Below are 24,004 nucleotides of genomic sequence, written 5' to 3'. Positions count from 1 at the left end.
CATGCCGCAGCGGCCTGCGGCCCCTCCACTACCATGCGGGGTTTTGCCGCCACGCCCCACCTCGCTCCATGCCCGACGACGCCCTGCCCCTGGTCCATGTGGACGACGACCTGGTGGTGATCGACAAGCCCGCGGGCCTGTTGTCGGTGCCCGGCCGCGGACCGGACAAGGCCGACTGCGCGGCCTCGCGCGTGCAGGCCCGCTTTGCAGACGCGCTGGTGGTGCACCGCCTGGACATGGGCACCTCGGGCCTGCTGGTGTTCGGCCGCGGCCCGGCGGCGCAGCGGGCCCTGTCGATGGCCTTCGAGCAGCGCCTGACGAGCAAGCGCTACCAGGCCCTGGTGGCCGGCTGGCCGGCGCAGGCCGAAGGCCGCATCGACCTGCCGCTGATCTGCGACTGGCCCAACCGGCCCCGTCAGATGGTGAGCCACACGGTGGGCAAGCCCTCGCTGACACTGTGGCAGCGCCTGGAGGCCCATGCCCTGGGCGCCCGGCTGGCCCTGGAACCCATCACCGGCCGCTCACATCAGTTGCGGGTGCACCTGCAGGCCATCGGCCACCCCATCCTGGGTGACGAGCTCTATGCCCCGCCCGAGGTGCAGGCCGCCGCCCCGCGATTGATGCTGCATGCCGAGCGGCTCACGCTGCCGCACCCGCGCAGCGGTGAGCCGCTGGTGCTGCACGCGCCGGTGCCGTTCTGATCGCCGGCGGCGGTCGCCACCGCCCCCATTCAGGCGGGCAGACGGAAGACTTCCACCGCCGAGCGCAGGGCCTCGGCCTGGCTGCGCAGCGTCGCCGCGGCCGCGCTGGATTCCTCCACCAGCGCCGCGTTCTGCTGGGTCATGGTGTCCAGGCCCTGCACCGCCTCGCCCACCTGGCTCACGCCGGTGCTCTGCTCGGCGGTGGCGTGGGAAATCTCGGCCAGCAGGCAGTCCACCTGGGCCACCTGGGTCACCACCTGCTCGATGGTGCTGCCGGCCTCGCCCACCAGGCCGGCACCGCTCTCGATGCGCTCGACGCTGGTGGCGATCAGGCCCTTGATCTCGCGGGCGGCTTCGGCGCTGCGCTGGGCCAGGGCCCGCACCTCGCTGGCCACCACCGCGAAGCCGCGCCCGGCCTCGCCGGCACGGGCCGCCTCGACCGCCGCATTCAGGGCCAGGATGTTGGTCTGGAAGGCGATGCCGTCGATCACCCCGGTGATGTCGCCGATCTTGCGCGACTGGGCGGAGATCTCGTCCATGGCCTGCACCACGTTGCGCACAGCCGAGCCGCCACGCTGCGCCACGTCGGAGGCCGAGCCGGCCAGGCGCTTGGCCTCGGCGGCCGAGGCCACGCCCTGCTGGACGGAGCCGGAGATCTGCGCCATCGAGGCCGCCGTCTCCTGCAGGTGGCTGGCCGCCTGCTCGGTGCGCGAAGACAGATCCAGGCTGCCCGCAGCCACCTCGCCACTGGCGGTCAGGATGCCATCGGCCAGCTGGCGCACCTCGCCCACCAGCCGACGCAGGCTGCCCTGGGTGCGGGCCAGTTCGGACAGCAGGCTGCCTTCGCAGGCCGCAGCGGGAATCTGCTGGGTCAGATCGCCTTCGGCGATGTTGCGCAGCAGCCGGCCCGCATCCTCGGGCTCGCCGCCCAGGGTCTGGCACATGGTGCGCCGGGCCAGCAGCAGCGAGACCACCGCCACCGCGATGGCCAGCACGGCCAGCCCCATCGCCCAGGCTTTGGCCTGGGCCGCGGTGGCCTGCGCCGCGCTGTCGGAGGCGGCCAGCATGTCCTGCGCCTGCTTGCCCAGGTCCATCACCTTGGCCCGCAGGGCGCGCCAGGCCGGGGTTTCCTTCTGCTTGAGGGTCGAGACGGCGCTGGCGGGGTCGGCCGCCAGGGCGGCCAGCACGGCCTGCTGCACCTCGCGGTGCTGGGCGCGCAGCGTGCCCACCTCGGCCAGCATCGGCTCGATCGGAGTGCCCTGGGCCAGCGGACGCATCTCCTGGTAGCGCTGCTCGAAGTTCTCGGCCGCCTTCTTCAGGTTGTCCTGGGCCTTGGTGTCGGCCGGGTCCAGCACGATGTTGCGCAGGGCCTGACCCATCTGCAGGCCCTCGGCGTACAGAGAGGAAGCCCCGGCGGCCAGACGCTCCTCGCGGGCCAGCAGACCGGCATAGGTGTGCTCCACCCGGAACAGACCGGCCAGCGACACGACCAGCGCGGTCGAGAACAGGAGCGCGGGCGCCACCGTGGAAAGGGTCAGACGGGCGCTGAATTTCATGTTGTGTTCCCTGCAAGACGTCGCGTGCCGGATCGGCACACCCTGGGCGGGGTTTCGACGGCTGGGCGGCAGACTTGAGGACAGCCGCGGCAAATCTGCGCAGAATCAGTTTTTTCCGATCACCTCTGCCCCTCATGCGCCAAAGCGTCGACCTCGCCAAGTGCTACCGCCTGCTCAACCACGGCCCCACCGTGCTGGTGAGCGCCCGCCACGCGGGCCGCGCCAACGTGATGGCGGCGGCCTGGTGCATGCCGCTGGACTTCGACCCGCCCAAGGTGGCGGTGGTGCTGGACAAGAACACCTTCACCCGCGGGCTGCTGGAAGCCTCGGGCCATTTCGCCCTGTGCGTGCCTTGCGCCGGCCAGGTGGACCTGGTGGAGCGGCTGGGTTCCACCAGCGGCCGCGAGGAGGACAAGTTCGCCCACCCGGACCTGCAGCTGATCGACGAGCCCGCTGCCCGCTCCCCCCTGGTGGCCGGCTGCGTGGCCTGGCTGGACTGCGTGCGCCTGGCCGAGCCGGTCATCGAGGGGCGCTACGACCTCTTCCTGGGCCAGGTGCAGGCGGCCTGGGCCGATGATGCGGTGTTCCGCAACGGCCATTGGGAATTCGAGGGCGCACCGGACGCCCTGCGCACCCTGCATCACGTGGCCGGTGGCCACTACCTGACCATCGGCCGCCCGCTGGACGCCCGCTGAGCCGGGAACCGGCTCAGGGCGCGGAAGCGGCCTGCGCAGCCTGCAGCGGCGCGCGCAGCAGGCGCTCGAAGTCGCGCGGTGCCACGTATTGGATCACCGGCTTGGCGCGGGCCGCCTCGCCCTCGGCCGGTGGCAGCGCCACGGCCACGCCCCGCTCGGGGTAGAGCAGTTGCACCACGCCGTCCGCGCCCACATGGCGCTGCGTCGGCGGGCCGAAGCGCTGGACCACGGTGGCCTCGTCCAGCCGGGCCGCCGGGATGAAAGCCAGGGCCGACACCGCGATGCGCCGGGCCGCGTCCAGGTCCTGCGGCGCCAGTTCGCGGCGGCGCACGGCACCTTCGCGCCCGCCTTCCACCTCGCCGCGGGGCGAGCGGTCCCAGGCCTGACGCAGCCAGTCCGGGTCCGCCGCCACGGACATCACCAGCTTGCCATTGACGAAGGCCGCCTGGAAGCTCTCCACATAGGCCTCCAGGGCGGGGGCCTGGCCCTGAACCGAGATCAGGGCCACCTTGAAGTCCTGCGGCCAGAGCCCCTCGGCATCGCCCAGGGTGGCGGAGCCCAGGTGCAGCCCGAACACCGTACTGCCCCCGGCACCATCGGCCTGCACCTGCCAGGGCAGGCCCTGGGCGGCCGGCGCGGCGTCGTGCGGGGACAGCTGCCAGCGCAGCAGCGGCCAGCCCAGGGCCAGGGCCAGCAGCAGCAGCGTGATGCCCAGCGACAGCACGATGGGGCGCTGCCACCAGGCAGTGGCACGGCGCGGTGCGGCCGCGTCATCCGACAGAGCGGGCGATTCGGGTGCGTTGTCGGGCGGTTTGGGAGCGGGAACTTCAGCCATGCAGGACATTCTCGCCCGCGCCGGCGGGATTGCGTATGCTCTGCCGCATGAGCCGCACACCCACCGTCCTCACCATCATCACCGGCCATTCGCGCGGCCTGGGCGAGGCGCTGGCCCGCCAGTGCCTGCAGGCCGGCCATCTGGTCATCGGCATTGCACGCCACCGCCACACCGGGCTGGACGCCGAGGCCCTGCGCGACGACACCCCCTTCCAGCAGTGGGAACACGACCTGGCCGAACCGCAGGCCGCCGGCTGGGCCCTGCTGGAGTGGCTGCAGGCCCAGCCCGCGGATCGCTTCGGCCGCGCCACGCTGATCAACAACGCCGGCGTGCTGGCCCCGCCCCGGCCCCTGGCCGACAGCGACCCCGGCGACACCGCGCGCGTGCTGCGGGTGGGGCTGGAGGCGGCCATGACGCTGACGGGCCTGTTCCTGCGCGGCACCCAGGGCTGGAGCGCCCGGCGCCAGGTGCTCAACGTGTCCTCCGGCCTGGGCCGGCGCGCCATGGCCGGCAGTGCCGCCTACTGCGCCGCCAAGGCCGGGCTGGACCACTTCACCCGCGCGGTCGCGCTGGAACAGGCCGCCCTGCCCAACGGCGCACGGCTGGTCTCCCTGGCGCCCGGGGTGGTGGACACCGACATGCAGCAGCAGCTGCGCGGGGCCGACCCCGCCGCCTTCCCCGACCAGGGCCGCTTCCAGGCCCTGTGGGACCAGGGGCAGCTGGCCACGCCCGAGGCCACCGCCCGCCAGCTGCTGGCCCGGCTGGAGCGGCCCGACTTCGGCAGCGAGCCCATCGGCGATGTGCGGGAAGGCTGAGCACCGCACATGACCGCCCTGTCCCCGTCCCCAGACGCCGCCGCACACCCGTCCCGCCACAACGCCTGGCTGCTGCTGCCGGTGGCCCTGGCCCTGCTGGTCTCGGGCTGGCAGCCCTACGACCGCGCCACCTGGTGGCTGGAAGTGGCCCCGGTGCTGATCGCCGCGCCGGTGCTCGTCGCCTCCCACCGGCGCTTTCCGCTCACCCCGCTGCTGGCCACGCTGATCGCGGTGCATGCGCTGATCCTGATCTACGGCGGCGCCTACACCTACGCCCGCGTGCCGCTGGGCTACTGGATGCAGTCGCTGTGGGACGGCAGCCGCAACCCCTACGACCGCATCGGCCACCTGGCCCAGGGCTTCGTGCCGGCCCTGGTGGCCCGGGAGATCCTGGTGCGCCGCGGGCTGCAGGCCGGCCCCTGGCTGCTGAGTTTCCTGTGCCTGTGCGTGGCCGAAGCCATCAGCGCCTGGTACGAGCTGATCGAATGGGGCGCGGCCGTGGCCCTGCAACAGGGGGCGGACGCCTTTCTCGGCTCCCAGGGCGACCCCTGGGACACCCAGGAAGACATGGCCTGCGCCGGCCTGGGCGCCCTGCTGGCCCTGACCCTGCTGCGGCGCTGGCACGACCGACAGTTGACCGCCATCAAGGTCACCACCCCACGCCGTGCAGGCTGAGCCCAACTTGAGGACAATTGCAGGATGCTCAGCCATGTCCTGCTCAAGTGGTCGATCCCCGCCATCTTTTTGGCCTCCATCCTGGTGGTGCACCTGCGCGGCCGGGTGCGCCACAGCTTCTGGAAGCAGGTGTTCGACCATTCCGGCCTGCTGGCCCCGGTGAACGTCTTCCTGTACGCCACCTCGGCGGTTCCCAACAAGCCCTACCTGCCGGTCAGCACCTTTCCCGAGCTGGACCTGCTGATCCAGAACTTCGACACGATCAAGGCCGAGGGCTTGGCCCTGATGGAGGCCACCAAGCTGCGCCGCCCCGACCAGAACGACGACGCCGGCTTCAACTCCTTCGCCAAGTCGGGCTGGAAGCGCTTCTACCTGAAGTGGTACGACGACGCCCACCCGTCGGCCAAGCGCCTGTGCCCCAAGACCACCGAGTTGCTGCAGCAGATCCCGTCGATCAAGGCGGCCATGTTCACCGAGCTGCCGCCCGGCGCCACGCTGAGCCCGCACCGCGACCCCTATGCCGGCTCGCTGCGCTACCACCTGGGCATCGCCACGCCCAACAGCGACAACTGCTTCATCGACGTGGACGGCCAGCGTTACAGCTGGCGTGACGGCGAGGGCGTGATCTTCGACGAGAGCTTCATCCACCACGTCGAGAACAACACCGACCAGAACCGGCTGATCTTCTTCGCCGACATCGAGCGTCCGCAGCGTTGGGGCTTTGCCCGCGCCTTCAACCACTGGTTCGGCCGCCACATCGTCGCCGCCGCAGCCTCGCCCAACGAACAGGGCGACAAGACCGGCCTGGTGAACCGCCTGTTCATCATCTCGGCAGTGATGGGCCAGTGGCGCCGCCGCTTCAAGAACTGGAACCGCACGGTCTACCAGCTGACCAAGCTGGCCCTGGTGGCGGCCATCGTCGCCTGGCTGGTCTGGGGCTGAACGAACGCCACGCCCTGGCGCCGCCCGCCGGCGCTCAGGCCAGTTCCAGCAGGTGGGTCAGGTCCCAGGCGGCCCGCGGGTCGGCCAGGGCGGCACGCTCGGCATGTTCGTGGCGCTTGATGGCCACGTAGGTCTCCAGCAACGGCGCCCCCAGCAGCTCGCGCAGCACGGTGCTGCGCTCCAGTGCGTCGAGGGCGGTCGGCAGATCGCGCGGCAAGGCCACATCGTCCCCCGCGCCGGCCTGCGGCGCCAGGCCGTTCTTCAGGCCATGCAGGCCCAGGCCCAGCGTCAGGGCCACGGTCAGGTAGGGGTTGGCATCGCCCCCCGGCAGGCGGTTTTCCACCCGGCGGCTGGAGGCGCCGGACGCCGGGATGCGGAAGGCCAGTGAGCGCTCCTCCGGGCCCCAGCTGGCGTGCGAGGGCGAGGCATTGCTCAGCGCGATGCGCACATAGGACATGTCGTGCGGGGCGAAGAAGGCCATGGCCCCCGCCGCCTCGGCCTGCAGGCCCGCCACGAAGTGGCCCAGCGCGGCACTGTCGCGGCCATCGGGCTCGGCGAACAGGTGCGGCCACTGGGCGCCCCGGCGCTGCACGCTGAAGTGCCAGTGCATGCCGGTGCCCGGCTCGCCCAGGAAGGGCTTGGGTGCGAAGCTGCACAGGAAGCCATGGCGCGCAGCGATCTCGCGGGCCAGGCGCTTGAAGCGGAACACCGCATCGGCCATGGCCAGCGGCTCGCCATGGCGGAAATTGACCTCGTACTGCGACAGGGCCGACTCGTGGGCATGGCCGTTGACCGGGATGCCCAGCGCATCGCAGGCCGCGTACAGATCGTCGAAATAGGCCTCGAAGTGGGTCAGCCGCTCCAGCGAGGCCACCTCGCAGGCGCGCTCGCGGGTGGGCGCGGCGGCATGGCCGGCCGGCGCCTTCAGGCTGCCATCGGCCGCGTCGCGGGTCAGCAGGAACATCTCCAGCTCGGGCGCCACCTGGGCCTGCAGGCCGGCCTCGGCATAGCGGGCCAGCACCCGGCGCAGCGCGGCCCGGGGCGACCAGGCAGAGGCATCCACCGGACCGGCGGCCGTGCGCAGGGCGCCGGTGGGCTCGCAGATGACGGTGCGCTCGGACGGCCGGCCCGGCCGCGGGGCCAGGGTGCGCAGGTCGGGCACCAGCTGCATGTCGTCGTAGGTGTCGGGCAGCAGCGGGCCGAAGACCGCCTCGGGCTCGCCAGAGGTCAGCGTCAGGCCCATGACGACCGAGGGCAGACGGCAGCCGCCCATGCCGACGAAGTCGTCGGCGTGCACCAGCTTGCCCCGGGCCACGGAGGTGAAATCGCCCAGCACGCATTCGACCAGGCGGACGGGTTCACCGGCCAGGGCATCGCGCAGTTGCTGGGTGGCGGGACGGGGCAGTGCAAACATGAAAAGAACCGGAAAAGCGGCAACCCCACCATGATAGGCGGCCCCCACCCGGGCGAGAATCCGGGCAGATCCTTCTGCCTCGCCGTGGACACCTCTGCCCTCCGACGACAGCTGGGCCTGCTGGAGCAGGCTTGGCGCGACCACCCCGCCCGCTTCACCCGCCTGAGCGCCCTGCAGGCCGCCGCCCTGTTGGCGCTGGCCGGCCTGCCCGGGCTGCTGGGCCTGCTCGCCCTGCTGCTGCCCCTGGGCTTGTGGCTGGCCGGCGGCTCGGCGTGGTGGTGGGCCCTGGCACCGCTGGGCGCCGCCCTGCTGTGGGCCAGCGCGGCCCTGTGGCGCCCGGAACCGCCGCCGCAGGACGGCGTGGTGCTGACCCTGGCCCAACTGCCCCGGCTGGACGAGCTGCTGCAGCGCCTGACCGAGGCCGCCCATGCCCGCCCACTGGGCGAGGTGCGCCTGACCCCCGAACAAGAGCTGCGCGTGCTGCCCACCAGCCCGCTGGGCCTGCTGGGGGGCGGCCGGCCGCAGCTGCGCATCGGCCTGCCCCTGCTGATGGGGCTGGACGGGCCGCAGTTTGCCGCCCTGCTGGCCCGCGAGATGCACGGCCTGCGGCGCGGCTCCCTGGCCAGCTGGATGGCCCACTGGCGCCAGCGCTGGCACGGCCTGCTGGCCGAACGCCTGCCCCCGGCCCCCGGCCCCCGTGCCACCGGCTGGGGCCTGCTCCTGTGGCACCGCCTGGCCCGGGTCTTCCTGCTGCGGGCCCTGGTGAGCGAGCGCCTGAACGGCCCGGCCGCCGACGCCTGGGCCGCCCGCTGGACCGGCGCCACCGGCCAGCGCATCCTGGCCGATGCGCTGATCGCCCGGGCGGTACAGGCGCGCTACCTGTCCCAGCAGTTCTGGCCCCAGGTGTGGGCCGCCGCCCGCAGCGAACGCCGCCCGAACGCCCACCCCATGCGCGACCTGCGGGTGCTGATGCGCCAGAGCCTGCGCCACCCCGAAGCCCCGCAATGGGCCCAGGACGCCCTGCGCACGCCCGCCGCGGCGGATGCGCCCGACTTCAGCCTGCGCGTGCGCGTGCAGGCCCTGGTGGAGAAGCTCTCGCCCTTGACCGTGCCCGCGGTCAGCGCGGGCGAGATCCTGCTGGGCCAGGCCCTGCCCCGCCTGGCCGATGCCCTGGACAGCGCCTGGCAGACCCAGCAGGCCGACACCTGGCTGCAGCGCCACCAGATCTGGCGCCAGCAGGCCCAGTGGCTGGACGAACTGAACGCGGCGGATGCCGACGGCCCGCTCGAGAAATCCGAAGCCCTGTTCCAAGGCCGCCTGACTCAGGCCCTGGGCACGCCGGCCGAGGCCGCGGCCGCCTGGCGCCGGGTGATCGACCGCCACGCGGCCCCCGCCGAGGCCCGCCTGGGCCTGGCCCGCGCCCTGCTGGCCGGGGTGCCGCCCGTCGAGCCCCTGACCTGCCAGCCGGAACTGCTGCCCGAGCAGGCCGAGGCCCTGCGCCTGCTGCAGACCCTGGCCGACGAGGGCCGCGCCTCGGCCACCTATGCCGAAACCCTGGCCGCCGACCCGCGCTGGCGGGTGCCCGCCGCCCGGCTGCTCATCCAGCAGCTGAGCCTGCGCGAGGACTTTGCCGCCCTGCAGGCCGCCCGCGTGCGCCTGCGTGCGCTGGAAGACGAGGCCCAGGCCGCCCTGACCGTGCTGCACGACTGCCAGGGCGAGCAGAAATTCCTGCCCGGCGGCCTGCCCACCCGGGTGCTGCGACCGGTGCTGGCCCTGCTGCAGGGCGAACATGCCGTGGGCCGCGCCTGGCACTGGCGCAAGACCTCCACCATGGCCAAGGGCTGGGCCCTGCACCTGCTGGTGATCGAACGCTCGCGCACCCTGGTGCAGCCGGATCCGCAGGTCTGGGGCCCTGAACTGGCCCGGCAGCTGGCCGAGGCCCTGCCGCTGGACTGGTGCGTCATCGACCTGGCCCACCCCGAATGGAAGCCCCTGGACCGGGCCGACCTGGTGCAGCAGTTCCGCGCCGACGATGCCCAGTGCATCCACACCGGCCTGGCGCGCAAGGCATAGACCCCACGCCCAGCGCGCCCGCCCCCGCTTCCTACAATGCTGCAGTGCACCTTTTGAACGCCGACCTCCACAGCCACTCGACCGCGTCGGATGGCAGCCTCAGCCCCAGCGAACTGGCGCGGCGTGCCCACGCGGGCGGGGTGCAGCTGTGGGCCCTGACCGACCACGACGAGCTGGCCGGCCAGGCCGAAGCCGCCGCCGAGGCGCGGCGCCTGGGCATGGTCTACATCCCCGGCGTCGAGGTGTCCGTCACCTTTGCCGGTGAAACCGTGCACATCCTGGGCCTGGACGTGGACCCCGCGCACCCGGCCCTGGTGCAAGGCCTGCACGAGTTGCGCGCCGGCCGCGAAGGCCGCGCCCGCGCCATGGGCGAGAGCCTGGCCCGCGCCGGCATTCCCGGTGCGTACGAAGGCGCCCTGGCCTACGCCGAGAACCCGGAGTTGGTCTCGCGCACCCACTTCGCCCGCTTCCTGGTGGACCACGGCCACTGCAGCAGCGTGCACGAGGTCTTCCAGCGCTACCTGAAGGAAGGCAAGCCCGGCTTCGTGGAACACCGCTGGGCCGGCCTGGGCGAGGCGCTGGGCTGGATCCGCGCCGCGGGTGGCGTGGCGGCCATCGCCCATCCGGCGCGCTACCGCTTCAGCCCCACGGCCGAATACGCCCTGTTCTCCGAGTTCAAGGAACACGGCGGCCAGGGGGTGGAAGTGACCTGCGCCAGCCACTTCCCCGACGAAGTGGCCAAGTACGCCGACATGGCCCGCGAATTCGGCCTGCTGGCCTCGCGCGGCAGCGACTTCCACGCCCCCGGCGAAAGCCGCGTGGAGCCTGGCAGCCTGCCCGACCTGCCCGGCAAAGTCACCCCCATCTGGAGCCTGTGGCAGGACCGCCTGCCCGCCCAACGCGCCCCGGCGCCACTGTGCGACGCCTGAGCGCGCACAATGCTGGGCATGGCCCAGTATTTCGAAATCCACCCTGAAACCCCGCAGCCCCGCCTGATCAAGCAGGCCGTGCAGCTCATCCAGAAGGGCGGCGTGCTGGCGGTGCCCACCGACACCAGCTACGCCCTCGTCTGCCACCTGGACGACAAGAACGCCGTGGACCAGGTGCGCCGCATCCGGCAGATGGACGACAAGCACCTGCTGACCCTGCTGTGCCGCGACCTGTCCGAGCTGTCCACCTACGCCATGGTGGACAACCGCCAGTTCCGCCTGGTCAAACTGGGCTCGCCCGGCGCCTTCACCTTCATCCTGGAGGCCACCAAGGAAGTGCCCCGCCGGCTCTCGCACCCCTCGCGCCGCACCATCGGCCTGCGCGTGCCCGACCACCCGGTGATGCAGGCCCTGCTGGAAGAACTGGGCCAGCCCGTGCTGGCCACCACCTTCATCCCCCCCGGCGAAACCGACGCGCTGAACGACCCGGACGAGATTCGCGCCCGGTTTGAAAAACAACTTGCTGGCGTCATCAGCGCCCCCGGCTGCCCGGGCCAACCCTCCACCATCATCGACCTGACCGGCGACGAGCCGACCGTGGTGCGCCCAGGACGCGGCGACCCGGCGAAACTGGGTTTGTGAGGGCGGGCGCCTGGGAAGGCGCCCCCCATCCTTTCCCTCCAAGAACCCGCTCCGGCCTGTGGCCCTAACAGCCGGCGCAGCCCGCGCCGTGGGCCGAACACGGCTAAGCAGCGCTCCGCTCACCCCCAAATGGGGGGATTCTGATGCTTTTGACGCTTCTGTACGGGATGTTATTCTGCACGCAAGCAAAATTTTTCAATCCCGACAAGCACTTGGCCTGCAATGCACTGGAATGTTATCCGTCACGTCGGGATGTTATGCGTCACTTTTGACATATATAACCAGTTAGGCCCTTTGCGCACATGAACAACAAGCCAATCGAGTCCATTTTCCAGATCCTCGCGACTCACCGCGAAGGGCTTGAGGCGGTGCGTTCTGGACAGTCCTTCATTCCCCTTCTGGCGCTTCTTGAATATCCATTGCAGCAAGTGCAATCAACCATTTCCAGCGCATTAGCTATCGTCGGACTCTCGCGGCAGGAGATTGATCGCGCATCAGTTGAGCACATTACTCTGTTTGCGCTGACCAAGGACGACTTGAGCACTTACTGGGGCACACTTGCCATCACTTGGCTAGAACAAGGACTTCATATAAATGAGCCTCTAGCCACGGCGCTAGAGCGAGTTGCTCAAAACAAGCGATTCAGCCAAGCGGATAGGCACCGAGCTTTTGCTTTGGCAAAGCGTTGGCAACGGACGCCTAATAGCCACCAAGATCATTAAAGTGGGGCAATTTTTCTATGCCAAACACCTGTCCTCAGCCTAACTGTCGGTTCAACGCGGACGCCAACACTGGCCGTGCCTGCGGCATTTTCATGGCCAGTGTTGGTACCCTACGCGCTTCGCGCTCCGGCGCCGGTTAACCTGGGCGTTAGGCTTTTTCATGCGCGTCTACGACCTTACTGGTGCTCAATACGGAATCAGCAACATTGCGCTGCGACGGATAAAGATTTCGCGGTTTGCTGAGTTGAATGACCCATTTGAACTGCTCGCCGTCAACCTGGCCGACAAGACAAAGCGAGCCGCATTCAAGCGGGTCAAGGATGAACTGAACCAATCCAAAGGCCTGATTTGTTTCAGCCGAAATTGGAAGAACCCTGTTCTGTGGGGACACTACGCAGAAAAGCACAGTGGCATCGCGTTAGGTTTCGACATACCTGACTCCTACCTTGCCACCGTTATCTACGCCAAAAGCCTACTCAACGTTGATCTTCATCTGAGCAAAGGCCGTCCACCACGAGAACTCGTGGACAGGCTCATCCGAACGAAGTTCCACGATTGGAAGTATGAAAACGAAGTTCGCCTTTTCGTCGAACTAGATCATGATTCGGTCGAGGCTGGAAAATACTTCATGCCATTCTCGGACAACATCAATCTTCGGGAGGTAATACTGGGCCCCAAGTGCGATCTACCTCTTCAGGGTGTTCAGGAGTTGCTGGCAAAACGAGCATCAGATGCTAAGGTCATCCAGGCGCGAATCGCCTTCATTCGCTTTGAGGTGCTTGAGAACCAAGCAGCAACAAAGGCAGATGCATCTTGAAGAATCAAATAGTGCAAGTGCAACACTGTGCCTACGCTCCCCAGCCTAACTGGGGGTTCAACGCGGACACCAACAGCGGGCATGCCTTCGGCATTTTTATGCCCGCTATTGGCACCCTCCAGCCTAACGGCTTCCGGTGCCGGTTAACCAGGCGTTGAGGCCGTAGCAAAACCCTTTGAAGCGCTGATTGGATGCTTGGGCTGAAAAATCGACCGCTCAGATCGATCCAGGATCGCCGATCGAGGGATGGGCAAGGGGTGAAGATCCCCTGGGTTTTGGGTGGTTCTTCATGATCAGACTTTTTCTACAGCCTCGTTAGGTGCCTTATGTTCAGCGCTGCGGTATTCGATATGGACGGTCTTTTAATTGACTCCGAGCGAGCGATAAGAGATGCATGGCAATCCGCAGCTCAGGAACGTGGAATTACCATTTCCACTTCGCAATACACTTCTGTCGTTGGGCGAGCCTCGGCAGAAGCCGATGCCCAACTTGCATCATTTCTTGGTGGGGAAAAAGCCCTTGAAGAAATTCGCCAAGTTGTCATTTCCAAACTGAGAGTTTTCCCTGCCAAACCAGGCGCAACAGAACTTCTAACTGGTTTAAGAAAACGTGAAATTCCTTGTGCAATTGCATCATCAAGCAGCACCACTGAAATCAAACAGCGGCTTGAAGCCGTTGGTCTAGCGGAGTATTTCCATTCCTTTGCAGGTGGAAATGAAGTTCCAAAAGGCAAACCCGACCCATCTGTATATCTACTCGCAGCACTGCGGTTAGGCATTTCTCCTGAAAAATGTCTGGCGTTTGAAGATAGTCAGAACGGGATAAAATCAGCCGTGTCAGCAGGAATGCAGGTTGTAGCAGTGCCCGACCTTATAAAACCAGACACTTCTAATTGTTTAATAGAACTTGACTCACTTAATCACGCTGTCCAGCACATTGAAGCATGGTTTCCAAATGCAAAAACAAGCACCTAACACTTCTACAGGGACTTCCCGCTGAGTCAACGGTGTTCAGTGTTCTTCTTCCCAAGCCGTATTCCTTTCAGGTGAATAGCAGGACGTGGTGATCGAAGGCGCCACCGTGGAAGGACAGACTGCACATCTACAGGCGGGCTTGTGTCGGTGGTGTTCACCGAGGCCCCAGATACGAACCGCTCGGCAGGGCTCCATTCACTCGACGTGCTTTGCGCACGCAAGGGTTATCGAGTTCACCTGCCGCCGGTCTGACCTGTGGTGGGCATCTTCGGGCGCACGTCCGGTTGTGGAATCGAGGGTTTTGTCTTCGGGCTCAGGCCGCGGGCTGGGGTCGGAGACAGCAGCGTGCCGCGGGTGGTTCGGGGATGTGGTCGGGGTTGAACGCCACGCCACGCGTCAGAACGGCCCACAGAATGCGGGCATTCTTGTTGGCCAGCGCGACGACAGCCTTTTGCCAGCCCACGCGCTCCTTGAGTTGCACCAACCACAGGCTGATGCGATCGGTGCGTTTGCCGGCACTCATCACGGCGGACTTGGCGCCCTGGATCAGCAGGGTGCGCAGGTAGTCGTCGCCGCGCTTGGTGATGCGCCCGAGGCAGGCCTTGCCGCCGGTGGAGTTCTGGCTGGGCACCAGGCCGAGCCAGGCACCGAACTGGCGGGCGTTGTCGAACTGGCTGAAGTCGCCCACGCTGGCCACCAGGGCCGAGGCGGTGACCGGGCCGATGCCCTGCAAGGTGGCCGCTGCCTTGGCACGGTCATCGGACCGCACGTGGCTGGCGATGCGCTCGTCGCACCAGGCCATCTGCAGGTCGATGTCGATCCAGTGCAGGTGCGCGCGCTGCAGCGCCAGGCGGGCCACGCCGGGCAACTCATTGGCCCCGTCTTCGATCACCTCGGCCAGCACCTTGCGCAGCGCCTCGGGGCTTTGCGGGAACACCAGGCCGAACTCGGTGAGCAGGCCGCGGATGCGGTTGATGAGTGCGGTGCGTTCTTCCTTGAAGCCCTCGCGCAGCCGGTGCACGGCCAGCTGGCCTTGCTGCGCGGCGGTCTTGACCGGCACGAAGCGCATGTGCGGGCGGCCCGCGGCTTCGCAGATCGCCGCCGCGTCATTGGCGTCGTTCTTGCCGCTGCGTCCGGCCATGCGGTAAGGCGTGACGAAGTGCCCGGCGATCAGCCGCGCATCCAGGCCCAGCAGACGCAGACGGCGTGCCACATGATGTGCGCCACCGCAGGCTTCCATCGCCACCAGACAGCCCGCAGGCAGTTCGGCACACCAGACAAAGAATCGCTCGGGCGACATCGGCTTGGCCACCAGCACTCGGCCACCGCGATCCACCGCATGCACCTGGAACACGCGCTTGGACAGATCCACCCCTACCCGCGCCACCGCGCTGCGTGTAATCTCCGCCATGACTTCCCCTTTCCGTTCAGATTGAACTTCCGCAACAGGTCAATCTTGGTACCTCGATACCGTCACAGGACTGGGGAAGTCCCTTCGTATTCAATCAACCGGGACGGCCCAAAGCAAGCTTTTGGCTCCCCTCGCTGCGCTCGGCGCCCTTTATTTCTACGTTACGCATCCATGACCACAACGGCAGTATGAGGCTTGCGAATCTGCAGATTGACGGGTGGGAGTTGGACGACGGTGTTCAACTCCATCGTGCGCATCCAAAAACCTTCTGGATTCCAAATGTTTTCAAAAGGCATTTGCTTCGCCCGAAACAGATCGTCAAGCTGGTGTTTCGCATCGCTCTTCGAGACGACGCTGGTGTCGAGACGGAAGAAGTCGAGCGCATGTGGGTCATCATCGAGCGTCGCTTGGGCCTTGGCCAATACGAAGGTCTACTCGACAACGATCCTTACTGCACAAAAGGCATCAAGTCAGGCATGAAGGTCTTCTTTGAGGCAAGGCATGTCATTCAGATTCATGCCGCGAATGCCTGATGCTGAACTCCCCAGACGTCACCATGCGCATCATCATCGTCGGCACCAGCGGCTCCGGAAAGTCCACCCTGGCCGAGGCACTCGCCTCAGAACTGGCGATTCCCCGGATCGAACTCGACGCACTGCATTGGCTGCCGAACTGGGTTGAGCGTGACGACGAGGGGTTCCGGCGGCTGGTGGCGGAGGCCACGGTGGGCGAACGCTGGGTCGTTGACGGGAATTACAGCGTGGTCCGCGACATTCTTTGGCCCAGGGCCACGGACATCGTGTGGCTCAACATGGGGCGAATGACCGTCTTCAGCCGGGTGCTCAAGAGAACCTTGCGTCGCTGCTTCATGCGGGAAAAGCTCTGGGCCGGCAACACGGAGTCTCTGCGCAAGGCATTCTTCTCGCGCGACAGCATCCTGCTCTGGTCGCTCACCACTTACGGCAAGAACGTCGCAAAGTACACCCGTCTCCGGCAGGAGCCGGCCTTCGCGCACCTGCGCTGGCACGAGGTGCGAAGTGCCCGGGATGCACAACGTCTTCTTCAGTCGGTCCGGCTTGCCGGCCCGTCCGCTTCTTGAATGTGTCACCGCCCACCATGAGATTCGAAGGCACCCTGACCACCTGGCATGACGACCGCGGCTTCGGCTTCATCGAGCCCACGCAGGGCGGCCAGGATATCTTTGTTCACATCAAGGCCTTTCCGGCCGGCACGGGGCGGCCACAGGTCGGCCAGGTGCTGAGCTTCGAGGTGGCCCTGGGCCCCAATGGCAAGAAGCGCGCGCAGGCCGTGCAATATCCCGTTCGCGCACGCAGCGCATCCCGCGCCCGCCCGGAGGCGCCTGCGCCCTGGTCACTGGCGCGTACGCTGGCCATTCCGGCGTTTGTGGTGCTGGCGTACCTGGTGGCCAGGCGATGGGGGCTGATGCCTCACGTGCTGCCCTTCTACGCAGCCGCCAGCGCCGTCACCTTCTTCGCCTACGCCTTCGACAAATCCGCGGCCCGCCAGAACCGGTGGCGCACGCAGGAGAACACGCTGCACGCACTGGCGCTGGTCGGCGGATGGCCCGGCGCCCTCGTCGCGCAGCAGCTTCTGCGCCACAAGACCAGCAAGACATCCTTCGTCGCCATGTTCTGGGTGACGGTCATCGCCAACGTGGCCGGATTCGTGGGGCTGCACGCTGGCCTGGATGGCCTGTTGGCGCTGCGCCGCCCGGCATGAACACCTTGCCAAACTCAGGATGAGAGATTGACGCCGATGATCCGCTGCACCACCCGAATCCTTGCAACGGCCGCCTGCGCGGCCGCTGTCTTCTCCGCCCACGCCGCCCCCTTGAACAAGTGCGTGGTGAATGGCTCCGTCACCTACCAGCAGGCGGCCTGCGCCCCCAACCAGCCCCGCAAGGACCCGACGCTGGAAGAGCTCAACGCCGCGCAGAAGCTGCGTCGTGCAGAAGCCGCTTCTGCGGCAGCGGCTCAGCCCCCCAAGGCCAGGGCCCTGCCCAACGGAACCCTGCCCGCACCAGCGGCAGGCAGCCGCTTCCGTTGCGACGGGCGGCAGTACTGTTCGCAGATGACCTCCTGCGAGGAAGCGAAGTATTTTCTGGCCCACTGCCCCGACGTGAAGATGGACGGCAACGGGGACGGGGTGCCCTGCGAGAAGCAATGGTGCGGCCCGCACTGAGGCACCGCTAGCGACCGCGTTCAGCGGCTTGACGTCGCGCCTGCAGCGCCTGCACCACCCGCTCGGCCCTGAAGCCCAACTGGGCCTGTCCGCGCACCAGCACCAGCGGTGTGCCCGGCGCCCCATGGGCCTGGAACTCGGCAGCGCAAGCGGCGTCGCGTTCGATGAAGCATTCGCTGAAGGGCACCTGGGCCTCGCGCAGGCGCAGGCGGGCCTGGGTGCAGAAGGGGCAGGTCACGGAAGAGATCAGCCGCAGGTCGCCGGGCTGCACCACGGCCCGCAGGGCCTGGTCTTGCTGTGACGTGCGCCACAGGCCCCAGCCTTCCCAGGCCAGGGTGGCCGTCAGCACCACCGCCACGAACAGCGCCAGTTCACGGCGCTGTGCGGCGGTCAGGGCCGACGGCATGGCACGTTCACACCGCGGCGGTGATGACGATCTCGATCTTCCATTCCGGCTTGGCCAGGGCGGCCTGCACGGTGGCGCGGGCCGGGGTGTGGCCAGCCACCACCCAGGTGTCCCACACGCTGTTCATGCCGGGGAAGTCGGCCAGGTCGGCCAGGAAGATCTGCGCGCGCAGGATCTTGGTCTTGTCGCTGCCGGCCTTGGCCAGCAGGGCGTCGATGGCAGCCAGCACCTGGCGGGTCTGGCCCACGATGTCTTGCGAGCCGTCTTCGGCCACCTGGCCGGCCAGGTAGGCCACGCCGTTGTGGACGGTCATTTCGCACATGCGGGCGCCGACGTAGAAGCGTTGGATCATGTCAGTGTTTTCCTTTGCTGGAATGAGAGTGGGAATGGTGACGGTGCGGGTGGTCGCGGTGCGGCTTCTCGTGCGCGTGCGACGCGGCGGGCTTGGCCGCCGCAGGGGCGCCCGCCTTCTGGCCGATCTTGGATTCGGTGCCGGCGATGAGCTTGCGGATGTTGGCGCCATGGCGCCAGATGAGCAGCAGGCTCATGGCGATGAGCGGCAGGGCCAGGCCCGAGGGCGGCCACACCAGCAGCTGGATGAGCGGCGCCGCCACGGCCGCCACCAGGGCTGCCAGCGACGAGTAGCGGGTGACGAAGGCCACCGCCAGCCAGGTGGCCAGCACGGCCAGGCCCAGCGGCCAGTGCAGCGCCAGGATGACGCCGGCCGCCGTGGCCACGCCCTTGCCGCCCTGGAAGCGGAAGAACACCGGCCACAAGTGGCCCAGGAAGGCCGCCAGGCCCACCAGGCCGATGGTCAGCTCGCCCCAGTGCAGGGTGGGCGCCAGGGCCTGGGCCACCAGCACCGGCACCACGCCCTTCACCGCGTCCAGCAGCAGGGTGAGGATGGCCGCCTTCTTGCTGCCCGAACGCAGCACGTTGGTGGCGCCGGGGTTGCCCGAGCCGTAGCTGCGGGGGTCGTCCAGGCCCATCAGGCGGCTGACGATGACCGCGAAGGAGAGTGAACCGACGAGGTAGGCCAGCACGATGGCCAGCAGGGAAATCAGTGCATCCATGGCAACAAGCGCAGCAACAATGCCGGGCGTGGAGTGTAAGCTGCGGGGCCACCCTGCCCTGGCCGAACCGGCCGTCCCTGCTGCTTGTCCATGAGCCCTGACGCCCACGCCGACGCCACCGCCCTGCCTCCTTTCTGGCCCGCACGCCAGCACACGGCCCTGCACGACGAACTGCATGCGCGCCCGCCCCTGCTGGTGCGCCCGGGCAGCATCGTGTCCTGCTGGGTCAACTGGCGCATGGACCCGGCCGGCGCCGAGCGGGCCCTGACGGCGCTGTGCGAAGCCCAGGGCCAGCCCGCCCCGGCGCCGGGCAGCCGCCACCATGTGCTGGTCACGCCGGGCTGGACACTGAAGTTCGAGCGCCATGGCGAATTCCTGAGCTGGCAAATGTGCCAGGAGCTGCCGGACGCCGGCCAGGTGCCCGACACCGCCCGCCTGGCCAGCCTGTGGCGCGAGGCCAGTGCCTGCGCCGCCCTGCCCGAGAGATTCACCCGCGCGCTCTACGCCGAGAACGAGGCCGGCGCCCTGCTCTCGGCGGCCCATGTGCTGCTGCTGCCGGCCGACGACAGCACCGTCAGCCGCTGCCGCCACCTGCTGGAGCGGCCGGAAGACGACCGGGAGCATCCGCCGCTGATCGGCTCGCACATTGCCGATGGCGGGGCCACGCTGTTCACCCGCCTGGAGCTGGGGCGCGACGGCTTTGTGCGCTATGTGCTGCTGGACCACGGACTGCCGCCCGACCAGGGCGCCCGCGCGGTGCAGCGGGTGGCCGAGATGGAGGCCTACCGCATGCTGGCCATGCTGGGCTTTCCGGTGGCGCAGAAAGAAGCAGGCGAACTGGCCGCGCTGGAGGCGCAGTTGCAGGGCATCGTGGACGCCATGTCCAACGAGGACCAGCACGACGACGCCAGCGCGCTGGAAGCCCTGACCCGGCTGGCCGCCGAGGTGGAGCACAGCGCCTCGCGCACCCGCTACCGCTTCTCGGCCACGCGGGCCTACCACGCCATCGTGGAGGACCGGGTCAACGGCCTGCGCGAACAGCGCATCCCCGGGCTGCGCACGCTCTCGGGCTTTCTGGGTCGCCGTTTTCAGCCGGCCATGGCCTTGTGCGACAGCACCGACCGCCGCCTGACCGACATCGCCGAGCGGATCAACCGTGCGCTCAGCCTCTCGCGCGTGCGGGTGGAGATGACCCGCGAGGCCAGCAACCAGGCCCTGTTCAAGGCCCTGGTGCACCGCCAGCGCCTGCAGCTGCAGTTGCAGCAGACGGTGGAAGGCCTGTCGGTGGTGGCCATCAGCTACTACACGCTGAGCCTGGTGGGCTACCTGGCCAAGGCCGCCAAGACGCTGCCGTGGCTGGAGCCCTTCCACCTGCAGCCCGAGGTGGTGGTGGGCGTGGCGGTGGTGCCGGTGGTGGCCGCCGTGGCCTGGTTCGTGCACCGCATCCGCATGCACCACGCGGTGGACTGAAGCGGCCCGGGCACCGCGGGCCAACCCTCTCCCTAACCTGCAGTCGGGGGCCACGGAACAAAGCGTTACCGTGCGCCCTCCAAAGCCGCTTGGATGTGACGCCACACCCTGCGACCACCCGGTGTCAACGCGCCGGCACTGGCAGTTTTTCGCCCCCACAAAGGACTTCCATGGGTTTCAAGCACCGCCTGCCGGCACACCGCCGCAGCTCCCCCCTGGCCCAGGCCGCCGCCCTCACCCTGGCGCTGGCCTCGCTGACCACCTGGGCCGCCACCAACCCGGCCCCCACCAGCCCCCCGCCCACCGCCGCCCTGCCCAGCCTGGGGCCGGTCACGGCGCCGCTGTGGATGCGCGCGCCCGCCATCTCGCCCGATGGCCGCAGCATCGCCTTCGCCTTCCAGGGCAATCTGTTCACCGTGCCGACGGCCGGCGGCACCGCCCACCTGCTGGTGGCCAACGGGCAGTACAGCAGCCACCCGGTGTGGTCGCCCGATGGGCGCAGCATCGCCTTCTCGTCCAAGCTCTACGGCAATGACGATGTCTTCCTGGTCTCGGCCGAAGGCGGCCCGGCCCGGCGCCTGACCACCCACTCGGCCAACGAGACACCGGTGGGCTTCACGCCCGACGGCAAGTCGGTGCTGTTCTCGGCCACCCGCATGGACGCCAAGGACAACCTGATGTTCCCCTCCGGCGGCGCCAGCGAGCTCTACGAGGTGTCGGTGGAAGGCGGCCGCCGGCCGGTGCAGCTGCTCAGCACGCCGGCCCTGGCCGCGCAGATGAACCGCGCCGGCACCGAGATGCTCTACGAGGACTGGAAGGGCTACGAGAACCTCTGGCGCAAGCACCACATCTCGCCGGTGGCGCACGACATCTGGCTCTACGACGTGAAGACCGGCCAGCACCACAAGCTGACGAACTTCGGCGGCGAGGACCGCGACCCGGTCTGGTCGCCCGACGAGCAGGCGGTGTACTTCCTGAGCGAGCGCAGCGGCTCCTTCAACGTCTGGAAGATGCCGCTGAACCAGCCCGACGCGGCCGTGCAGGTCACCCACTTCAGCCGCAACCCGGTGCGCTTCCTGTCCATCGCGCAGGACGGCACCCTGGCCTTCGGCTACGACGGCGAGCTCTACCGCCTGGCTGCCGGCGCCGCCCAGCCGCAGAAGGTGGCGGTGCAGATCGCGGCCGACACCCTGGCCCGCGGCAGCATCCTCAAGCGCTACAGCGACAACGCCACCGAGATCGCCCCCAGCCCAGATGGCGAGGAAGTGGCCTTCGTGGTGCGCGGCGAGGTCTTCGTCACCTCCACCGAGTTCGGCGACACCAAGCGCATCACCGACACGCCGACGCAGGAGCGCTCGGTCAGCTTCAGTCCGGACGGCCGCCGCCTGGTCTTTGCCGGCGAGCGCGACGGCGCCTGGAACCTCTACGAGGCCAGCCTGCCGGGGAAGAAGAAGGACGCCCCCAACTTCTACAGCGCGGCCCAGGTCAAGATCCGCACCCTGCTGAAGAACGGCAAGGACAACTTCCAGCCCCGCTACTCGCCCGACGGCAAGGAGGTGGCCTACCTGGAGAACCGCACCACCATCAAGGTGCTGAACCTGGCCAGCGGCCAGACCCGCACCGTGCTGCCGGGTGACCAGACCTACTCCTACGCCGACGGCGACCAGTGGTTCGACTGGTCGCCCGATGGCCAGCACCTGCTGGTGCAGTTCGTGGACCGCAACCGCTGGGGCGCCGAGGTGGGCCTGGTGGATGCCCAGGGCAAGGGCCCGCTGGTGAACCTGACGAAGAGCGGCTACGACGACTTCCTGCCGCAGTGGAGCCGCAACGGCCAGGTGATGACCTGGCAGACCGACCGCACCGGCATGCACGGCGCCTCGGGCTCCAACGAGCGCGATGTCTACGCCATGTTCTTCACCCGCGAGGCCTGGGACCGCTTCCAGCTCGACAAGAGCGAGTTCGCCGCGCTGAAGAAGAAGGAAGAAGAGGACAAGAAGGACAAGGCCAAGCATGACGGCAAGGACAAGGCCGATGCCAAGGCCAGCGACAAGGAAGGCAAGGACGACGCCAAGGCCAAGGACGAGGACGCCGTCAAGCTGCCGCCGCCCGTCAAGCTGGAGCTGGGCAAGGTGGAGGACCGCATCGCCCGGCTGACGCCCAATGCCGGCGAGATCCGCGCCTCGGCCCTGTCCAACGATGGCGAGGCGCTGTACTACCTGGTGGAAACCGCCGACAGCGTGGACCTGTGGGTGAACCGCCCGCGCGCCGACGACAACAAGAAGGTGGCCAGCTTCCCGGCGCCCAAGGGCGGCCGGGGCGAATCGCAGGCCATGGACCTGCAGCTCGACGCCAAGGGCGACATGGGCTTCGTGCTGGTGGGAGGCCGCATCCAGAAGTTCAAGGTGCCCAAGGAGGATGGCCCGATCAAGGCCGAGCCGATGGCCTTCAGCGCCGAGATGAACCTGGACGGCGCGGCCGAGCGGGCCTACATGTTCGACCACGTCTGGCGCCAAACCCAGGCCAAGCTCTACACCGCCGACATGGGCGGAGTGGACTGGGCCTACTACCGCCAGGTCTATGAGCGGCAGCTGCCCTTCGTGAGCAACGACGAGGACTTCGCCGAGCTGCTCAGCGAGATGCTGGGCGAACTGAACGTCTCGCACACCGGCTCGGGCTACACCGGCCATCCGGCCAATGCGGACGCCACCGCCCAGCTCGGCGCCTTCTACGACAGCGCCTACACCGGCGCAGGTCTGAAGGTGGCCGAGGTCATCGAAGGCAGCCCGCTGGAGGCTGGTGACGGCCCGCGCGTGGCCGCCGGCATGGTGATCGAGAAGATCGACGGCGTGGCCATCGCCCCGGGGGCCGAGGTGGACTCGCTGCTCAACCAGAAGGCAGGCAAGCGGGTGCTGCTGTCGGTGTTCGACCCGGCCAAGGGCCAGCGCTTCGAGCAGGTGGTCAAGCCCATCGGCACCGGTGCGCAGAACGAGCTGCTGTACCAGCGCTGGGTCAAGCGCGAGCGGGCCCTGGTGGACAAGCTCTCGGGCGGCCGCATCGGCTACGTGCATGTGCGCGGCATGGACGACAAGAGCTACCGCCACACCTACTCCGAGCTGCTGGGCCGTGACAGCGGCAAGGAGGCGGTGATCGTCGACACCCGCTTCAACGGCGGTGGCAATCTGCACGACGAGCTGGCCACCCTGCTCAGCGGCAAGCGCTACCTGCAGTTCGTGCCGCGCGGCCAGGAACTGGGCTGGGAGCCCACCGGCAAGTGGACCAAGCCCTCGCTGGTGCTGATCAGCGAGAGCAACTACTCCGACGCCCACCTCTTCCCCTGGACCTACCACCATCTGGGCATCGGCAAGCTGGTCGGCATGCCGGTGGCCGGCACCGGCACCGCCGTCTGGTGGGAAACGCTGCAGGACCCGAACCTCTACTTCGGCATCCCCGAGGTGGGCTTCCGCGACGCCAAGGGCGAGTACATGGAGAAGGCGCTGATCCAGCCCGATGTGCAGGTGGCCAACGACCCGGCCCGCCTCGTGCGCGGGGAGGACCAGCAGCTCGAAGCCGGCGTGCAGGAACTGCTCAAGGGCCTGCCCAAGCACTGAGCCGCAGGCGCGCCCTGATCGGAACGATCAGGGCCGCCACGACA

The 24,004-nt window shown here is 68.3% G+C and carries 24 protein-coding genes; 17 read left to right on the top strand and 7 right to left on the bottom strand.

Translation table 11 applies throughout. The annotated features are described in order from the left end of the window. The first annotated feature begins 68 nt into the window (after positions 1-68). Positions 69-701, top strand: coding sequence for an RluA family pseudouridine synthase (locus LRM40_RS07580; RefSeq protein WP_151122288.1), 633 nt, complete (start codon positions 69-71; stop codon positions 699-701). 29 nt (positions 702-730) lie between these two features. Here the strand turns inward: LRM40_RS07580 and LRM40_RS07575 are convergent, their stop codons facing one another. Further along, the gene (locus LRM40_RS07575; protein WP_170288770.1) at positions 731-2,257 is read right to left on the bottom strand and encodes a methyl-accepting chemotaxis protein; all 1,527 of its coding nucleotides are present in this window, start codon (positions 2,255-2,257) and stop codon (positions 731-733) included. A 134-nt stretch (positions 2,258-2,391) separates the two neighbouring features. Here LRM40_RS07575 and LRM40_RS07570 point away from each other — a divergent pair, with 134 nt between their 5' ends. Then, complete coding sequence (locus LRM40_RS07570; protein ID WP_151122289.1) at positions 2,392-2,952, top strand: flavin reductase family protein; 561 nt, start codon at positions 2,392-2,394, stop codon at positions 2,950-2,952. A gap of 13 nt (positions 2,953-2,965) precedes the next feature. Here the strand turns inward: LRM40_RS07570 and LRM40_RS07565 are convergent, their stop codons facing one another. Further along, a complete protein-coding gene (locus LRM40_RS07565; protein ID WP_151122290.1) occupies positions 2,966-3,787 on the bottom strand; it encodes a hypothetical protein in 822 nt (273 codons plus the stop codon). A gap of 47 nt (positions 3,788-3,834) precedes the next feature. Between LRM40_RS07565 and LRM40_RS07560 the strand changes: the two genes are divergently transcribed. The 3 genes from LRM40_RS07560 to LRM40_RS07550 are packed head-to-tail and all read left to right on the top strand — an operon-like array spanning position 3,835 to position 6,219. Further along, on the top strand, positions 3,835-4,602 hold the full coding sequence (locus tag LRM40_RS07560) for an SDR family NAD(P)-dependent oxidoreductase (protein ID WP_151122291.1): 768 nt from the start codon (positions 3,835-3,837) through the stop codon (positions 4,600-4,602). Between the two features lie 9 nt (positions 4,603-4,611). Next, positions 4,612-5,277, top strand: a complete 666-nt coding sequence (locus LRM40_RS07555; RefSeq protein WP_151122292.1) for a DUF2238 domain-containing protein — start codon at positions 4,612-4,614, stop codon at positions 5,275-5,277. Between the two features lie 39 nt (positions 5,278-5,316). After that, complete coding sequence (locus tag LRM40_RS07550; RefSeq protein ID WP_211372918.1) at positions 5,317-6,219, top strand: aspartyl/asparaginyl beta-hydroxylase domain-containing protein; 903 nt, start codon at positions 5,317-5,319, stop codon at positions 6,217-6,219. A gap of 34 nt (positions 6,220-6,253) precedes the next feature. Here LRM40_RS07550 and LRM40_RS07545 read toward each other — a convergent pair whose 3' ends face one another. Beyond that, positions 6,254-7,633, bottom strand: coding sequence for a glutamine synthetase family protein (locus tag LRM40_RS07545; RefSeq protein ID WP_170288771.1), 1,380 nt, complete (start codon positions 7,631-7,633; stop codon positions 6,254-6,256). Positions 7,634-7,717: 84 nt separating this feature from the next. Between LRM40_RS07545 and LRM40_RS07540 the strand changes: the two genes are divergently transcribed. From LRM40_RS07540 to LRM40_RS07515, 6 genes are all read left to right on the top strand, one after another. After that, complete coding sequence (locus LRM40_RS07540) at positions 7,718-9,706, top strand: M48 family metalloprotease (protein WP_170288772.1); 1,989 nt, start codon at positions 7,718-7,720, stop codon at positions 9,704-9,706. A 44-nt stretch (positions 9,707-9,750) separates the two neighbouring features. Further along, entirely contained in the window at positions 9,751-10,635 is an 885-nt protein-coding gene (locus tag LRM40_RS07535) for a 3',5'-nucleoside bisphosphate phosphatase (RefSeq protein WP_231067786.1), read from the top strand. A gap of 18 nt (positions 10,636-10,653) precedes the next feature. Further along, complete coding sequence (locus LRM40_RS07530) at positions 10,654-11,277, top strand: L-threonylcarbamoyladenylate synthase (RefSeq protein ID WP_151122324.1); 624 nt, start codon at positions 10,654-10,656, stop codon at positions 11,275-11,277. A gap of 302 nt (positions 11,278-11,579) precedes the next feature. Further along, the gene (locus LRM40_RS07525; RefSeq protein ID WP_151122297.1) at positions 11,580-11,999 is read left to right on the top strand and encodes a hypothetical protein; all 420 of its coding nucleotides are present in this window, start codon (positions 11,580-11,582) and stop codon (positions 11,997-11,999) included. 160 nt (positions 12,000-12,159) lie between these two features. Further along, complete coding sequence (locus tag LRM40_RS07520; RefSeq protein WP_151122298.1) at positions 12,160-12,816, top strand: DUF2971 domain-containing protein; 657 nt, start codon at positions 12,160-12,162, stop codon at positions 12,814-12,816. Positions 12,817-13,142: 326 nt separating this feature from the next. Then, positions 13,143-13,790 carry an HAD family hydrolase gene (locus LRM40_RS07515; protein ID WP_151122299.1) on the top strand — a complete coding sequence of 216 codons (648 nt, stop codon included), beginning with the start codon at positions 13,143-13,145 and terminating at the stop codon, positions 13,788-13,790. Between the two features lie 313 nt (positions 13,791-14,103). On the opposite strand, the gene LRM40_RS07510 is transcribed toward LRM40_RS07515, so the two are convergent. Further along, positions 14,104-15,201, bottom strand: a complete 1,098-nt coding sequence (locus LRM40_RS07510; RefSeq protein ID WP_151122300.1) for an IS110 family RNA-guided transposase — start codon at positions 15,199-15,201, stop codon at positions 14,104-14,106. A gap of 224 nt (positions 15,202-15,425) precedes the next feature. On the opposite strand from LRM40_RS07510, the gene LRM40_RS07505 reads away from it, so the two are divergent. The 4 genes from LRM40_RS07505 to LRM40_RS07490 are packed head-to-tail and all read left to right on the top strand — an operon-like array spanning position 15,426 to position 17,403. Further along, positions 15,426-15,734, top strand: a complete 309-nt coding sequence (locus tag LRM40_RS07505) for a DUF2314 domain-containing protein (protein WP_231067785.1) — start codon at positions 15,426-15,428, stop codon at positions 15,732-15,734. A 23-nt stretch (positions 15,735-15,757) separates the two neighbouring features. After that, the gene (locus LRM40_RS07500) at positions 15,758-16,300 is read left to right on the top strand and encodes an AAA family ATPase (RefSeq protein WP_151122302.1); all 543 of its coding nucleotides are present in this window, start codon (positions 15,758-15,760) and stop codon (positions 16,298-16,300) included. Positions 16,301-16,317: 17 nt separating this feature from the next. After that, positions 16,318-16,941 (top strand): DUF1294 domain-containing protein, encoded by a 624-nt coding sequence (locus LRM40_RS07495; protein ID WP_151122303.1) that lies wholly within the window; start codon positions 16,318-16,320, stop codon positions 16,939-16,941. Between the two features lie 36 nt (positions 16,942-16,977). Beyond that, positions 16,978-17,403, top strand: coding sequence for an excalibur calcium-binding domain-containing protein (locus tag LRM40_RS07490; protein WP_170288777.1), 426 nt, complete (start codon positions 16,978-16,980; stop codon positions 17,401-17,403). Positions 17,404-17,410: 7 nt separating this feature from the next. Here LRM40_RS07490 and LRM40_RS07485 read toward each other — a convergent pair whose 3' ends face one another. From LRM40_RS07485 to plsY, 3 genes are read right to left on the bottom strand one after another with little or no spacing between them, the layout of a single operon-like run. Continuing rightward, a complete protein-coding gene (locus LRM40_RS07485) occupies positions 17,411-17,809 on the bottom strand; it encodes a glutaredoxin family protein (RefSeq protein ID WP_151122304.1) in 399 nt (132 codons plus the stop codon). A 7-nt stretch (positions 17,810-17,816) separates the two neighbouring features. Next, positions 17,817-18,161: a RidA family protein gene (locus LRM40_RS07480; protein ID WP_151122305.1), complete on the bottom strand. Its 345-nt coding sequence runs from the start codon at positions 18,159-18,161 to the stop codon at positions 17,817-17,819. Between the two features lies 1 nt (position 18,162). After that, complete coding sequence (gene plsY / locus LRM40_RS07475) at positions 18,163-18,882, bottom strand: glycerol-3-phosphate 1-O-acyltransferase PlsY (protein ID WP_040500966.1); 720 nt, start codon at positions 18,880-18,882, stop codon at positions 18,163-18,165. A 90-nt stretch (positions 18,883-18,972) separates the two neighbouring features. On the opposite strand from plsY, the gene LRM40_RS07470 reads away from it, so the two are divergent. Beyond that, positions 18,973-20,352 carry a DUF3422 domain-containing protein gene (locus LRM40_RS07470; protein ID WP_151122306.1) on the top strand — a complete coding sequence of 460 codons (1,380 nt, stop codon included), beginning with the start codon at positions 18,973-18,975 and terminating at the stop codon, positions 20,350-20,352. 170 nt (positions 20,353-20,522) lie between these two features. Beyond that, positions 20,523-23,960, top strand: a complete 3,438-nt coding sequence (locus LRM40_RS07465; protein ID WP_151122307.1) for a S41 family peptidase — start codon at positions 20,523-20,525, stop codon at positions 23,958-23,960. The last annotated feature ends 44 nt before the right edge of the window (positions 23,961-24,004 follow it).

Source organism: Ideonella dechloratans, assembly GCF_021049305.1.
In the GTDB taxonomy this organism is placed as follows: Bacteria; Pseudomonadota; Gammaproteobacteria; order Burkholderiales; family Burkholderiaceae_C; genus Ideonella; species Ideonella dechloratans.
The sequence above is the reverse complement of the archived record's forward strand: the minus strand, read 5'-3'. Positions and strand labels throughout refer to the sequence as shown.

Excerpts from the sequence above, each read along its gene's own strand:
- LRM40_RS07580 (WP_151122288.1), top strand. The coding sequence starts at position 69 with ATGCCCGACGACGCCCTGCCCCTGGTCCATGTGGACGACGACCTGGTG.
- LRM40_RS07575 (WP_170288770.1), bottom strand. The coding sequence starts at position 2,257 with ATGAAATTCAGCGCCCGTCTGACCCTTTCCACGGTGGCGCCCGCGCTC.
- LRM40_RS07570 (WP_151122289.1), top strand. The coding sequence starts at position 2,392 with ATGCGCCAAAGCGTCGACCTCGCCAAGTGCTACCGCCTGCTCAACCAC.
- LRM40_RS07565 (WP_151122290.1), bottom strand. The coding sequence starts at position 3,787 with ATGGCTGAAGTTCCCGCTCCCAAACCGCCCGACAACGCACCCGAATCG.
- LRM40_RS07560 (WP_151122291.1), top strand. The coding sequence starts at position 3,835 with ATGAGCCGCACACCCACCGTCCTCACCATCATCACCGGCCATTCGCGC.
- LRM40_RS07555 (WP_151122292.1), top strand. The coding sequence starts at position 4,612 with ATGACCGCCCTGTCCCCGTCCCCAGACGCCGCCGCACACCCGTCCCGC.
- LRM40_RS07545 (WP_170288771.1), bottom strand. The coding sequence starts at position 7,633 with ATGTTTGCACTGCCCCGTCCCGCCACCCAGCAACTGCGCGATGCCCTG.
- LRM40_RS07530 (WP_151122324.1), top strand. The coding sequence starts at position 10,654 with ATGGCCCAGTATTTCGAAATCCACCCTGAAACCCCGCAGCCCCGCCTG.
- LRM40_RS07525 (WP_151122297.1), top strand. The coding sequence starts at position 11,580 with ATGAACAACAAGCCAATCGAGTCCATTTTCCAGATCCTCGCGACTCAC.
- LRM40_RS07520 (WP_151122298.1), top strand. The coding sequence starts at position 12,160 with ATGCGCGTCTACGACCTTACTGGTGCTCAATACGGAATCAGCAACATT.
- LRM40_RS07515 (WP_151122299.1), top strand. The coding sequence starts at position 13,143 with ATGTTCAGCGCTGCGGTATTCGATATGGACGGTCTTTTAATTGACTCC.
- LRM40_RS07510 (WP_151122300.1), bottom strand. The coding sequence starts at position 15,201 with ATGGCGGAGATTACACGCAGCGCGGTGGCGCGGGTAGGGGTGGATCTG.
- LRM40_RS07500 (WP_151122302.1), top strand. The coding sequence starts at position 15,758 with ATGCGCATCATCATCGTCGGCACCAGCGGCTCCGGAAAGTCCACCCTG.
- LRM40_RS07495 (WP_151122303.1), top strand. The coding sequence starts at position 16,318 with ATGAGATTCGAAGGCACCCTGACCACCTGGCATGACGACCGCGGCTTC.
- LRM40_RS07490 (WP_170288777.1), top strand. The coding sequence starts at position 16,978 with ATGATCCGCTGCACCACCCGAATCCTTGCAACGGCCGCCTGCGCGGCC.
- LRM40_RS07485 (WP_151122304.1), bottom strand. The coding sequence starts at position 17,809 with ATGCCGTCGGCCCTGACCGCCGCACAGCGCCGTGAACTGGCGCTGTTC.
- LRM40_RS07480 (WP_151122305.1), bottom strand. The coding sequence starts at position 18,161 with ATGATCCAACGCTTCTACGTCGGCGCCCGCATGTGCGAAATGACCGTC.
- plsY (WP_040500966.1), bottom strand. The coding sequence starts at position 18,882 with ATGGATGCACTGATTTCCCTGCTGGCCATCGTGCTGGCCTACCTCGTC.
- LRM40_RS07470 (WP_151122306.1), top strand. The coding sequence starts at position 18,973 with ATGAGCCCTGACGCCCACGCCGACGCCACCGCCCTGCCTCCTTTCTGG.
- LRM40_RS07465 (WP_151122307.1), top strand. The coding sequence starts at position 20,523 with ATGGGTTTCAAGCACCGCCTGCCGGCACACCGCCGCAGCTCCCCCCTG.